The 12,166-nt window shown below is 58.3% G+C and carries 10 protein-coding genes, 4 tRNA genes and 1 pseudogene; 13 read left to right on the top strand and 2 right to left on the bottom strand.

Annotated features, from left to right (window positions below):
- The first annotated feature begins 284 nt into the window (after positions 1-284).
- The 4 genes and pseudogenes from ACEN8E_RS22480 to ACEN8E_RS22465 all read left to right on the top strand — a co-directional run bounded on the left by ACEN8E_RS22480 (position 285) and on the right by ACEN8E_RS22465 (position 4,857).
- Positions 285-1,247 carry an IS110 family transposase gene (locus ACEN8E_RS22480; RefSeq protein WP_495589916.1) on the top strand — a complete coding sequence of 321 codons (963 nt, stop codon included), beginning with the start codon at positions 285-287 and terminating at the stop codon, positions 1,245-1,247.
- A 151-nt stretch (positions 1,248-1,398) separates the two neighbouring features.
- The gene (locus ACEN8E_RS22475; protein ID WP_495589915.1) at positions 1,399-2,784 is read left to right on the top strand and encodes an aminotransferase-like domain-containing protein; all 1,386 of its coding nucleotides are present in this window, start codon (positions 1,399-1,401) and stop codon (positions 2,782-2,784) included.
- Between the two features lie 108 nt (positions 2,785-2,892).
- Positions 2,893-3,996, top strand: a pseudogene (locus tag ACEN8E_RS22470) (HAMP domain-containing protein); the annotation flags it as partial.
- Positions 3,976-4,857 (top strand): methyl-accepting chemotaxis protein, encoded by an 882-nt coding sequence (locus tag ACEN8E_RS22465; protein ID WP_495593373.1) that lies wholly within the window; start codon positions 3,976-3,978, stop codon positions 4,855-4,857. The pseudogene ACEN8E_RS22470 and the gene ACEN8E_RS22465, both read left to right, overlap by 21 nt.
- 58 nt (positions 4,858-4,915) lie before the next feature.
- Here ACEN8E_RS22465 and ACEN8E_RS22460 read toward each other — a convergent pair whose 3' ends face one another.
- Positions 4,916-5,674, bottom strand: coding sequence for a hypothetical protein (locus tag ACEN8E_RS22460; protein WP_495589914.1), 759 nt, complete (start codon positions 5,672-5,674; stop codon positions 4,916-4,918).
- Between the two features lie 383 nt (positions 5,675-6,057).
- Between ACEN8E_RS22460 and ACEN8E_RS22455 the strand changes: the two genes are divergently transcribed.
- The 4 genes from ACEN8E_RS22455 to ACEN8E_RS22440 all read left to right on the top strand — a co-directional run bounded on the left by ACEN8E_RS22455 (position 6,058) and on the right by ACEN8E_RS22440 (position 6,470).
- Positions 6,058-6,133 (top strand) — tRNA-Glu (locus ACEN8E_RS22455).
- A gap of 2 nt (positions 6,134-6,135) precedes the next feature.
- Positions 6,136-6,211, top strand: a tRNA-Gly gene (locus ACEN8E_RS22450).
- A 104-nt stretch (positions 6,212-6,315) separates the two neighbouring features.
- Positions 6,316-6,391: transfer RNA gene (locus ACEN8E_RS22445), tRNA-Glu, on the top strand.
- A gap of 3 nt (positions 6,392-6,394) precedes the next feature.
- Positions 6,395-6,470, top strand: a tRNA-Gly gene (locus ACEN8E_RS22440).
- Positions 6,471-6,528: 58 nt separating this feature from the next.
- Here the strand turns inward: ACEN8E_RS22440 and ACEN8E_RS22435 are convergent.
- A complete protein-coding gene (locus ACEN8E_RS22435; RefSeq protein WP_495589913.1) occupies positions 6,529-7,398 on the bottom strand; it encodes an AraC family transcriptional regulator in 870 nt (289 codons plus the stop codon).
- Between the two features lie 413 nt (positions 7,399-7,811).
- Between ACEN8E_RS22435 and ACEN8E_RS22430 the strand changes: the two genes are divergently transcribed.
- From ACEN8E_RS22430 to ACEN8E_RS22410, 5 genes are all read left to right on the top strand, one after another.
- Complete coding sequence (locus ACEN8E_RS22430; protein WP_495589912.1) at positions 7,812-8,021, top strand: Flp family type IVb pilin; 210 nt, start codon at positions 7,812-7,814, stop codon at positions 8,019-8,021.
- Positions 8,022-8,047: 26 nt separating this feature from the next.
- On the top strand, positions 8,048-8,578 hold the full coding sequence (locus ACEN8E_RS22425) for an A24 family peptidase (protein WP_495589911.1): 531 nt from the start codon (positions 8,048-8,050) through the stop codon (positions 8,576-8,578).
- 2 nt (positions 8,579-8,580) lie between these two features.
- Positions 8,581-9,909, top strand: coding sequence for an ATP-binding protein (locus tag ACEN8E_RS22420; protein ID WP_495589910.1), 1,329 nt, complete (start codon positions 8,581-8,583; stop codon positions 9,907-9,909).
- A gap of 15 nt (positions 9,910-9,924) precedes the next feature.
- On the top strand, positions 9,925-10,743 hold the full coding sequence (cpaB, locus tag ACEN8E_RS22415) for a Flp pilus assembly protein CpaB (protein WP_495589909.1): 819 nt from the start codon (positions 9,925-9,927) through the stop codon (positions 10,741-10,743).
- Positions 10,744-10,818: 75 nt separating this feature from the next.
- A complete protein-coding gene (locus ACEN8E_RS22410) occupies positions 10,819-12,162 on the top strand; it encodes a TadE/TadG family type IV pilus assembly protein (RefSeq protein ID WP_495589908.1) in 1,344 nt (447 codons plus the stop codon).
- Positions 12,163-12,166: the final 4 nt, after the last annotated feature.

The raw sequence follows: 12,166 nt of genomic DNA, 5'->3' as shown, positions 1-12,166 counted from the left end.
TGGGAGCGAGCCTGCTCGCGAAGAGGGTATGTCAGTCGACATTTACGTTGGCTGGTACGCCGCTTTCGCGAGCAGGCTCGCTTGTATGTTTAGACTTGAAGGGGTGGGCGGGACTAAAAGCTCGATTCCGACTCTAGCCAGTACGGACCGTGGGAGACTTCTCGTTCCGCCCTTTCTACCTAAAGCGCCGATAAGGAATTCATCGGTTAATACCGACGATAGAGGCAAGCCAGCGCTACGGTAGACCCCGACAAGCACTTAAACCCTAGCTCCGAGGATTCGTCATGACAATCCTTACCTCGCCAACGGTGGTTGGTGTCGATGTGGCCAAGGCAGAAATCGTCGTTTACCGCGAAGATCTGAAAATCACTCAGTTCATCAACAACGATCGCACAGCTATTGGGCGCTGGCTCAAATCCCTGCCGGCGCAAAGCTCGATTGCCTTGGAAGCCACCAGTCTCTACCACCTGGATACCGCTGAACTGGCCCATGGCATGGGGCACCGAGTTTACGTTGTGGACCCTTATCGGGTGAGCCACTACCGCGAAAGCATTGGCCAGCGAGCAAAAACCGACCCCTGTGATGCGCGTTTGCTGGCACGTTACCTGACCAGTGAGCAGGATCGGCTTCGCATCTGGAATCCACCTCCGAAGCTCTACACCGTGTTGAAAAGCCTCCTCAACAAACGTGCAGAACTGATGAAAGCCCGGGTTAGCATCATGCTGAGTTGGTCGAGTGAGCCCCTTCTCAAAGACCTTCTGGCCCAAGAGCTGGAGCACTTCAAACAGACTGATCAGGCTATTCAGAAATTGCTGCGCAAAGCCAGCCAAGAGGCCGGGATCACCGAAAACATCAGACGTTGCCAAGCGATTGAAGGGATTGGCGAGCTCACGGCCACGGGTCTGGCAGCCACTTTTATGCGTGGTCAATTCGCCAGTGCCGATGCGTTTATTGCCTTTTTGGGAATGGACCTGAGGCCGAAGGACCCAGGAAAGAAGCACAGTCCGCGCCACTTGAGCAAAAAAGGCGATGGGGAGCTGCGGCGTCTTGCGCACAATGCAGCAATGGCGGCTTGCCGGTCTCCCGTCTGGAAACCGCTCTATGAGTCTTACTTGGCAAGAGGCCTGGCCAGAACTCAGGCTCTGGTCATCCTCGCCCGCAAGCTCTGCCGGGTGGCATTCGCCCTCATGAAAAATCAGAGCGAATACCAGCCAAATTTAAGGCTGCAGGGTTCCCCTGCAACATAGAATCTCCCACAGTTTTTTTGGTTCCGTTGACGAACCGGGCAAAGTGTTTCAAATCATTGGATCCAATGAATTTGGCGGTGTTGTCGCACAGGTCTTCGAACACTCCTGTGATTAACTGCTTCTGGCAAAACCAACAGGAGTTTGTTTGCTCATGGAATTGAGAATCGACCGACAGGCGCTGGTGCCTGTCGTACAGCAAATTGTTGACGCACTGACTTGCTGGCTTCATTCCAGCGGGGTAACGCCCGGTACGCGCCTGCCATCGGTGCGACAGATTGCGCGAATCAATTTGCTCAGTCAGATAAGCGTCGCTCAGGCCTGCGAGCGCCTGGTGACGCAGGGGATGCTGGTGTCTGGTCATGGGGCCGGCTATACGGTTGCCGACCCGGCATTGGCCTCGGGTGCAAGACCCGAGCCGGCGTGGTTCGAGGGGGCTGAACCCGAACACGGGGTATGTTCGAGTGAGTTGCGGCTGGGTTGTGGCGGGCTGCCTGAAAGCTGGCGCGAAACCGACGACCTGATTTACGCGATTCGGCAAGTCAGTCGCAGCGATACGGCCAGCCTGTTCAACTACAGCACACCGCTGGGATTGCCAGCCTTGCGGCAGCAAATACTCAAGCGCCTCAGGCAACTGGACATCCGGGTGCAGGACGACCGGATCATGACCACCGCGGGTGCCAGCCAGGGGCTCGACCTGATTGTGCGAACACTGTTCAAGGCCGGTGACTGTGTGGTCGTGGAGAGTCCCGGTTATCCGGTGCTGTTCGATCTGCTCAGGCTGCACGGCATCCACATGGTCGATGTACCGCGAACACCGCGCGGGCCGGACCTGGACGTGCTCGAATCGGTGCTGGTCAAACACCGGCCTCAAGGGCTGCTCATCAACAGTTTTTATCACAACCCGACCGGCAGCAGCCTTGCACCGTTGGTGGCGCGCCGCGTGCTGCAGTTGGCCAGGACCTTTGGCGTGCAGGTGATCGAAGACGACGTTTATGCGGATTTGCACAGCGGTTCCGGTATGCGACTGGCTGCGCTGGACGACAACGTGATCTACCTGGGCAGCTATTCCAAGACCCTCAGCAGTTCTTTGCGGGTCGGTTTTGTGGTGGCCGGTTCTGAAGTCATTACGCGTCTGGCCGAGGTCAAGATGACCACAGGTATGGGCGCCTCACGATTTTGCGAGTCGGTGCTGGCGTGCCTGTTGGCTAACGGTGCCTACGGCAAACTGGTGCAGCGTCAGCGCCAACGCTTGAGCTGCGACCGGCTGGCGGCGTTGCAGTTGCTTGAAGATGCCGAATGGGAGGTATTCGGCAACCCGGCGGGAGGCCTGTTCATCTGGGCGCGATCGCGAATATCCGACTGCGATCAGGTGCGGACCCAGGCACGGCGTCTGGGTGTACTGCTGTCATCGAAGACCGCCTTCAACCCCTCGGGTGAGGCCAGTGACTGGCAGCGGATCAATGTGGCATATGCCTGCGACCCACGGGCCCGTGCGTTCCTTCAGGCCACTGCCCGGGATCGACCTCAAGCGTTCTGAAAACGACGCTGGCGTAGCTTTTTGCCATTATTCCGGCGCCAGAGCCTTGTGTTGCTACTGGCCCGTTGCGAATCTGCGTCTAAAGACTATGGCAGGGGACTAAGTGCAATGAATTCGGCCGTGCAAGGACGTTTTGCCAACCTCGGTATGGCGAAAAAACTGGGTATCGGGTTTGTCCTGGTGCTGTTGTTGACTGCGCTGGTGGCGGGCATTGGCGTTTGGTCCCTGCAAACCATCAGCCAGCGCTTCGACGGGCTCAAGCAAATGTCATCGCTCAACAGCGGTTTGCTCAAGGTGCGGCAGCTGGAGCAGGAGTACGCCTTGCACGGCAATCCGAAAACCGTCGATGCCCTGCACCAGGGCGTCGATGGCCTGATCGTCCTGGCCGGCCAGCTCAAGGCCGCGTCTGCGGCCAACGTGCCGGTGATGAAGGATGTCGAACAGTCTCTGGGGGCCTATCGCAAGGCCTTCGACGAGTTTGTCTCGCTCACCCAGGCCAAGGACCTGGCGCTGGAAATGGCCAGTTGGTCGGTGTCCAGCGTGGCCAATAATCTTGATGTATTGCAATCCGGGCTCGCCGATGACGGTGCCTATACGCTGAAAGATTCCGAAGGCAAGGACGGTGCGCAATTCATCGAGCAGGCCGGTCAGGTCAGCCAGGTTTCACGCTTGATGCTGCAAGCCATGAATGAAGCACGGGTGCGTCTGGATCAAAGCCGCAAAGGCGACGACAGCGCCGGGCAGGGCAAGATCGAACAGGCCAGCCAGGCATTGGCCCAGGCCGAACAGCTCAAGACCACGGTCAAGGACGAGGGTTACCAGACCGTCCTCAATGAGGTGACGGGTCATATCGCCAGTTTCAGTGACAAGCTTGCCGAGTACACCGGCCTGCTGGAGCAGGAAAAAACCGTCTATCAACAATTGCACCAGCGCGCCGCCCAAGTGGTCGAGCGGGTGGATCAGGCTTATGTCGCGCAAGACCAGGCGATGCAGGCTGAACTGAAAAAGAACTCGCTGCTGATCATCGGCTCTTCCGCGCTGGCCTTGCTGGTCGGGCTGGTTGCCGCGTGGTTCATCACCCGGTTGATCGTGGCACCGCTGCGCAGCGTGATTCATGTGGCGCAGCAGATTGCCTCAGGGGATTTGAGTGCGACCATTGACGTGACCCGCCGTGACGAAATCGGTCAGTTGATGCAGGCAATGCAACAAATGGGCGCGGGGCTCAGTCATATCGTCAGCGGCTTGCAGTCGGGTATCGAGCAGTTGGCGACTTCCGCCCAAACGCTGTCGGCGGTGACTGAGCAGACCAACCTCGAAGTCAGCACGCAGAAGGAGGAAACCGAACAGGTCGCCACTGCGATGAACCAGATGACGGCCACGGTGCATGATGTCGCACGCAATGCCGAAGAAGCTGCGTTAGCCGCGCAAACGGCTGACGGCAAGGTTGAAAGCGGCCAGCAGGTGGTGCGCCAGAGCATGGCGCGGATCGAACAGTTGGCGGATTCGGCCTCTTCGGCCAGTTCGAGCATCGAAAGCCTGAGTGCGGAAATCCAGAACATCGGCACGGTCCTGGGTGTGATCAAAAGCGTGGCCGAGCAGACCAACCTGTTGGCGTTGAATGCGGCGATCGAGGCGGCCCGGGCTGGCGAGCAGGGCAGGGGCTTTGCCGTGGTGGCCGATGAAGTGCGTGCGCTGGCCAGGCGCACCCAGCAATCGACCGAGGAAATCGAACGCCTGGTCAGCGCTTTGCGCGCGGCGGCTCAGTCGTCGGTGCAGCAGATTCAAAGCAGTGGGGAGTTGGTTAAGCTGGCGGTCAGCGATGCCTTGCAGACCGAGAGTGCGCTGGGAAGTATTGCGGCGGCGGTATCGTTGATCCAGCAGATGAACCAGCAGATCGCCGCGGCAGCCGAGGAACAGAGCTCGGTAGCCGAGGAGATCAACCGCAGTGTCACCAGTATTCGCGCCAGTGCCGATCAGTCATCGCTGGCGATGCAGGGCAATGCCGCATCCAGTATCGAGTTGGCGCAACTGGGGGTTGAGCTTAAGGGGATGGTGGGGCATTTCAGGCTTTGAAAGATCATCGGCCAGCCCAAAAAAAGCCACCTCTCGGTGGCTTTTCTGTTTTCGCTGATCAGTCGTAGATCACTTTCTTTTTCCAGTCCGCGTCGGCCTCGACGTCTTTGAGGCCTTCGGTCAACTGATTGACCTCGCCTTCGACCGGCGCAATACGATCCATGACCTGGTCATTGGCGCGGGCCAGGAGTTTTTCCAGGTATTCCAGTTGCTCGGCGTAGACCTGTGGTTCCTGTTGTTTGCGCAGGTATTGCACGCCACGCTCGAATGCCAGGCGAGCCTGTCCGGGCTGGTTCTGTTGCAGGGAGTGCTGGCCGAGGTTGTTGAAGAACTCGATGTGCAGCAGCACGAGGATGTGGCGCACTTCACGGATCCAGCGTTTGGCCTCGTTGGGGGCCAGGAAGCCGTCCTGTGCCGCGCGGGTGATCTGGCCGTGCAGGGCTTCGAGCAAGAAGCGTACATCCTTGGCCTTGGCTTCGGTCTGGATCGGTGCCGGCGGATTGTTGACCGGGAGGGATTCACCCTGGCCGACAAGCGCTTCCAGTTCGGCGATCCGTGCCTTGAGGTTGGCGCTGGATTTTTCCAGGTTGAGCAGGCGCTGGCAGACGTTCAATTCCAGGCGGGCCAACAACAGCTTGAGTGCCGGGGTCATCAATTGGCCGGGGAACGTCTCGGTGATCTCGCCGCAGCGACGCAGCCGATCGTTGAGCTCAATCTTGGTACGGGTCTTTTCCAGCTTGTTGTTTTCCACCACATGGTTGATGTAACCAATGGCGATCAACAGTGCGATCCCGGCTACAACTAGCAGGGTGATCATGAGTGGCGTCACCGGTAAGACCTCTTATAAGGGTACATATGCGAGTTTAGTGGCTTGGCATTTGAGCGCCCGGGCTCGCATGACGGGTTGGATCGGACGTGCCTGCGCTTGTATCGGCCGCAGCCCCGCTTCTATAAATGGTGGCACGCGATATACAGATTGCCATCATCGGTGGACTATAACGTCTTGGCGGGTGCCAGAATATAGGCGTCAAACGCCGGGCAGCGGAAAAACCTCAATGGCGCCCAAAAGCAGGGCGAAGTCATTGATTTAAATAAATTTATATCAGGGGGTTGACGACCTCTCAATCCATCCATAGAATGCGCGCCACTTGCAGCGTAAAGCACACAGCGAAACGAAGCAGGGAGTGAATGTTGTAGTGTGTCCCCTTCGTCTAGTGGCCTAGGACACCGCCCTTTCACGGCGGTAACAGGGGTTCGAGTCCCCTAGGGGACGCCAATGCGGGAATAGCTCAGTTGGTAGAGCACGACCTTGCCAAGGTCGGGGTCGCGAGTTCGAGTCTCGTTTCCCGCTCCAATTTTAAACAGCGTTGCTTTCGGGCAGGGCTGAGTGAAACCAGAACCAAGTCTTCGGATGCGGATCTGGGCACCGAAACACACACCATGTGTTCCGGGCAGCGTGTCCCCTTCGTCTAGTGGCCTAGGACACCGCCCTTTCACGGCGGTAACAGGGGTTCGAGTCCCCTAGGGGACGCCATTTGCGGGAATAGCTCAGTTGGTAGAGCACGACCTTGCCAAGGTCGGGGTCGCGAGTTCGAGTCTCGTTTCCCGCTCCATATTTAACGAAAACGCCGCTCATTGAGCGGCGTTTTCGTTTGCGCGTAAAAAACCGGATCAACCGCTGAGGCTTTGTACCAGGTTATCGAGCGCTTCAGTGGTTTCTTCATCCTGCTCCAGTTGCACAGCTGCAGCCGCTCTGAGTTGGCGTGCCAGGCGGTATTCGCTGGGTGTACAGTTTGCAAACTGCTTGAAGGCACGGGCGAAGTAGGAAGGATCCTTGAAGCCGGCCTCATAGCCGATGCTGGTAATCGGCATCTGGCTGTTGTCGAGCAGCTCCTTGGCGAAGTTCATGCGCTTGTCCAGGATGTAATCGGTAAAGCCAAGTCCATTGGCTTCCTTGAACAGGCGGCTGAAGCGAAATGTCGTCATGCCGCAGCGCTGTGCCAGTTCCCTCTGATCGATGCTGTCTCGAAAGTGCTGTTCGATGTACAGCATGACGCTGTTCAGCGCCTGGTGTTTTTGGTGTCCTGAGGTCAGCCGGATGCTGTCCGGCAGGCTCGGGGAGTGGTCGATCTGCGATGACTTGCCCCGGCCGTTGGTATTTCGGCGCAACTCGCAGAGTTGCACCACCGCCGTCAGATAACGCTTCTTCTCGCTGGCCGAGAACGGGAGCACCATGTATTCCCAGACACTGGAGCGCATGGCCCATACCGCCAGTTCTTCCGAGTGCTGCACGGTGAACATGGTGATCGGGATGCTGGGGGTGGTGCGTTTGATCTCCAGCAAAAACCTCAAACCTTGCGTGTCGGGGCGATCAAAGTGGATGCAGATCATGTCTGCCTGTGCCCTGATGGGCAACACGGAGTTTTTCGCCAGATTGCAGTCGCAGGTGTCCTCGAACTGCGCGACGAGTTCCTTCGTGGACCGATCATGAGTCAGATCGAACCACAGGAGCGATGGCCTTTTGGTCAAATTGGACGTCATGTCTCTACTCTGAGGTTCTTGGTGACTCTCTTGTTGTTAAAGAGTATTGCCAATGTGCCATCATATTGCAGATTTAATACTGATAAGAAAGACGATTTTTAGTTCTTTTTGCACTATGGGCTACCTGGAAGGCAACTCCGGCCGAGTGTTTGTTGGGGTGACTTCGACAAACCGGGTTTAACCGCCTGTCGCTTGTGAATCAATGACAATTGCCTTTGCGTTTCAATGCCTTGTTTACCCCTCCCCGTTACTTCTGCAAAGGCCAATGCTCCGTATTTGGCCGCCCCGCAAAAAAGTCCTAACGATCTGCAAAATCTTCCTAACGCCAATGCCTGCACCCTGACTAGGGTTGCATCAGGCAGCGCAGAAAGTACTGCCTCCGGAAAAAACAACATTCGAGTGAGGTGGGCAAAATGATCATGCAAACAATCAAGGCTTCGGTAGTGAAGTTCGTCAAAGACGAAAATGGTCTGACCATTGTGGAATACGCGGTGGCGGGTGGGTTGATTACGATAGCTGTTGTCGGGGCGTTCACGGCTCTTGGCGGGTCCGTGGACACCCGAATCAGAGCCCTTTGTACTGCAGTTGGTGGTACCGGCTGCGCTGCCGCCCCCGCCGCATAACGACAACTCTGGCAGGAGATTGGGACATGTCCATGGAGCAGCTGGTAGCTACCGTTGTGCTGATCGGACTGCTGGGCGTGGCGGTGGTGAGCGACTTGCGTCGCCACCGCATTCCCAACCTGCTGATCCTGGTAGGTCTGGCCTTGGGGTTGGCCGGCCAGACTTACTCAGGTGGTATCAGCGGGATGGGGGATGGCCTGTTGGGCCTCCTGATCGGTTTTGCGTTGTTCCTGCCCATGTATGCCCTGGGCGGCATGGCGGCCGGTGACGTCAAGCTGATGGCCATGGTTGGCAGCTTTCTACCCCCCCATTACGCCTTGTGGGCTGTGTTCTTCAGTCTGATATGGGGAGGGTTGTGCGGTTTCCTGATCGTTCTGGTGCGCGGTCAATTGTTGCAGACCCTGGGGCGCTATCGGTTGATGTTTTGGGCGCGGGCCTATATGGCGCCAAGTTCAGACGAGGCAGCCAGCAAGCCCTTTCCTTATACGGTAGCGATCCTGCTGGGGACGTTGAACAGCGTCTACTGGCAACTCACTGCCGGTGGATTCGGAGGTTAGACATGCACGTCATCGTCGATAGTGAGGCCTACCCCAGCGATCGGGACGCGGTGCAACGCCTGGCTCCTCAGCCGTGCACTGTCCGCGAAACCGGCCTGACCGACAGTTTTCTCGGCGAGTTGGTGTGCAAGCATTTGTTTGATGCCGGTGTGCTGGACATGTCGCGGCTGGTGGAACGCCTGGCGCTGACCGGCGCGGTACTTGAAGAGGTCCTGGCGTTTCTGCGCAAGGATGGCCGTGTCGAAATACTTGGCCAAGTGAGTCAAACGGGCGGGCAGATGCTGCGTTATGGCCTGACCGAACGTGGTCGCAGTGTCGCCCGCGATGCCCTGTCGCGCAGTGGCTATATCGGGGCAGCACCCTTCCCGGTGAGTACCTACCGGTCCCTGCTCAAGCTACAGACCATTCACCATGGTCGCATCAATGCCAACGATATGCGCAATGCACTTGCTGGCGTAGTGCTCACGGAGGAGATGCTCGATCAGTTGGGTGTGGCGATGAACTCCGGGCGCGCAATCATGATTTATGGCCCCGCGGGTACCGGCAAGACCTATGTCAGCAGTCGGCTGATCCGTCTGTTCGCCGAGGCCATCTGGGTCCCCTATGCCATCGTCATCAACGAGTCGGTGATCGAGATCTATGACCCGCAGGTGCATCAGCGGCTCGATGATAACGTTCAACAGAACAATCTGATGCTCAACGAAGGGGTCGACCGTCGACTGCTGCGCTGCAAACGCCCGATCGTCATCACTGGCGGTGAGTTGAGCATGGAGCAACTGGACGTTCGCTATGACCCCTTCACCCGTCAATACCAGGCCGCCTTGCAGCTCAAGGCCAGTAATGGCCTGTTCATCATCGACGACATGGGACGCCAGCGCATGGCACCCGCCGAGCTATTGAATCGCTGGATCGTCCCGATGGAAGAGAAACGCGATTTCCTCAACCTGGGCGGCGGTCGGCATTGCGAGCTGCCGTTCGACCTGATCCTGGTGTTTTCCACCAACCTCAATCCCCTGGAGCTGGCCGATGAGGCCTTCCTTCGCCGGATTGGCTACAAGCTGCAATTCGGTTACCTCAAGCCCGAACAGTACGAAAAGATCTGGCGTCAGGAAAGCGAGCGCCTGGGCGTTTCCTATGACCCGCTGCTGGTGCGTTATGTGCTGCAAAGGTTGTATGCAAGTGAAGGCATGCCCCTGGTGCCATGCCATCCCCGCGATCTCCTGAACATGGCGCTCGATCGCCAGCGTTATATCGGCGGTTCCGGACCATTGTCACCGAAAGAGTTGGAATGGGCCTGGCACAACTACTTCGTCCAGCTCGACTTTCTTTGATGCGGAGATACTGACATGAGCTCTCGTACGCTGACCCTGATAGGCGTTTCTCTGGCCATGGGCCTTGGGGCTGCATGGATGGCCGACTCCTGGCTGAGCGCGCGGCTCAATGCCAGCCCGGATGACCACCTTCGAAACGTGGTGGTCGCCACGGTAGAGATTCCATTCGGGCAGATGGTCGAGGCCCAGCAGGTCACAACCGTACGCATGCCCATGGATACGATCCCGGACGATGCCTTCGATACCAGCGAAAAAGCCGTGGGCAAGATCGCAACGTTCGACATTCTGCGCGGCGACATCGTGCGTGGTGCACGTCTGAGCGAACACCTGGGTGGCAGCACCCTGGCCTCTTTGATTGCACCTGACAAACGCGCCATATCGGTACGGGTGGACGATGTGGTCGGTGTCGGCGGATTCCTGTTGCCGGGTAACCGGGTCGATGTCCTGGCGACCAAAACCACCAATGCCGGCAGTAACAGCGCCACGTCCAGGACCATCCTCGAGAACCTGCGGGTGTTGGCGGTGGATCAGACTGCGGGCACCGACAAGACCCAACCGGTCGTGGTGCGCGCAGTGACGCTGGAAATGTCGACCGCTGAAGCGGAAGCCCTGGTCACGGCGCAGACGGAAGGCAAGTTGCAACTGGCGCTGCGTAACCCGCTGAACCTCGAGAAGAAAACCGCAGCCGTTGCGCCTGTTGCACCTGTTGCGCCGGCCATGGCCGTGGCCGCCGTCACGGAGCCGAAACGCCTGGTACCGCGCAGCATGGGTGAGGGTGGCGGGGCTATCACCATTATCCGCGGGATAGAAACCAAAGAAGTCAGAATTCGCTGACAGGGTGCAACAGGTACATGGGCACCACGGTATTGGCCGAGCCGATCCGGATCAATATCGGTATTCGAGGGCTTGATGATGAATCTTCGTATTCAGCGGCCGTTCACTTCGACGCCAACGCGCCAGGAAGGATCGGTGAGCGTATTGATGGTGATCGCGTTGGCGGCGATGGGCATGATGGCGGCGTTGGCTTTGGACGGCGGGCATATGATGCTGAACAAAACGCGCCTGCAGAATGCGGTGGACGCCGCCGCCCTGAGTGGCGCCAAAACCTTGAGTCAGGTGGAGGGGGGCGCCAACAGTGCCAGCACGACGCGTGCCGCCGCGCTCTTTACGCTGGTACAGAATGCCAATGCCGCAGGCAACGGCGAATTGGCCACGGCCGTCGCCGGCAATGCAGGCGCATTTGCAGTGGTGGAACTTGCAAGCAGTGTCTATGGCCCGTTTTCCTATCCCGGGCCGACGGATGCGAAGTACGTTCGGGTATCGGTACCGAGCTATCGTCTGACGGGATTTTTCTGGAGCTTCGCCCAGGCATTCGGCGCTGGCGGCCTGGGAACCAAAGCGGTGGCAGCTATTGCTACCGCCGGCCCCAGCCCTACCAGCCCCTGCGATCTCGCGCCGTTGATGGTCTGTGGCGATCCGACTAAAAACAACCCGGCCGCAGGCATGTTCTGGGGCTTTCAATTTGGTGATTTGCAGGTATTGAAGACGGGTGCCGGCAATAAGTCGCCCATTGGTCCAGGCAACTTTCAGTTGCTCGATTTTGGCTCGGGCGGCAGTGCGGTCAGGGAGGAGATGGCCGGCGGTGGCAAGGTCTGCCGCAATGTGGGGGACAGTGTCCCGACCGACCCTGGCAACAAGGTCGGTCCTGCCTCTCAAGGCCTGAATACGCGCTTCGGTATCTACAACGGCCCGGTCAGTGCCTCGGACTATCCGCCGGACCTGGTGACCACGTCCAGCAACCCCGCCATCACTTACGACGACTCAGTCAACCCGCCACAAATGAAGTACAAGGGGCAAAACATCACATCGAGCAACGGTAATCTAACGGCGGGCACCAACGAGATACTTGACTACAACGACTGGCGTGCGAGCGTTGCCGCGTGTGTCGCAGGGGGCAGCGGCTGTGAGAGCAATGGGGTGTTCGAGCGCCGGATGATGAAAATCGTGGTGGGCGACTGCTCCGGGAAAAACAATGGTTCAACCTCGATCCCCGTCCTCGGTTTTGGCTGCTATTTCGTGGTGCAGCCAATGGATGGCGGTGGCGGGGACGCGCAGATCTTCGGCCAGTTCGTGAAGGAGTGCGAAGGCGACAACGTGGCTGGCCCCTCGCCGTCGACCGACTCCGGCCCGCAGATCATTCAGCTGTACAAAACCTATCTCAACGGCAGCGGCACTCCGAGCACTGACTCGTAGGAGG

The organism is Pseudomonas sp. Pseusp9 (assembly GCF_059491265.1).
The sequence above is the reverse complement of the archived record's forward strand: the minus strand, read 5'-3'. Positions and strand labels throughout refer to the sequence as shown.

Coding starts and splice junctions, on each gene's coding strand:
- ACEN8E_RS22480 (WP_495589916.1), top strand. CDS start 285: ATGACAATCCTTACCTCGCCAACGGTGGTTGGTGTCGATGTGGCCAAG.
- ACEN8E_RS22475 (WP_495589915.1), top strand. CDS start 1,399: ATGGAATTGAGAATCGACCGACAGGCGCTGGTGCCTGTCGTACAGCAA.
- ACEN8E_RS22465 (WP_495593373.1), top strand. CDS start 3,976: ATGCAGGCAATGCAACAAATGGGCGCGGGGCTCAGTCATATCGTCAGC.
- ACEN8E_RS22460 (WP_495589914.1), bottom strand. CDS start 5,674: ATGATCACCCTGCTAGTTGTAGCCGGGATCGCACTGTTGATCGCCATT.
- ACEN8E_RS22435 (WP_495589913.1), bottom strand. CDS start 7,398: ATGACGTCCAATTTGACCAAAAGGCCATCGCTCCTGTGGTTCGATCTG.
- ACEN8E_RS22430 (WP_495589912.1), top strand. CDS start 7,812: ATGATCATGCAAACAATCAAGGCTTCGGTAGTGAAGTTCGTCAAAGAC.
- ACEN8E_RS22425 (WP_495589911.1), top strand. CDS start 8,048: ATGTCCATGGAGCAGCTGGTAGCTACCGTTGTGCTGATCGGACTGCTG.
- ACEN8E_RS22420 (WP_495589910.1), top strand. CDS start 8,581: ATGCACGTCATCGTCGATAGTGAGGCCTACCCCAGCGATCGGGACGCG.
- cpaB (WP_495589909.1), top strand. CDS start 9,925: ATGAGCTCTCGTACGCTGACCCTGATAGGCGTTTCTCTGGCCATGGGC.
- ACEN8E_RS22410 (WP_495589908.1), top strand. CDS start 10,819: ATGATGAATCTTCGTATTCAGCGGCCGTTCACTTCGACGCCAACGCGC.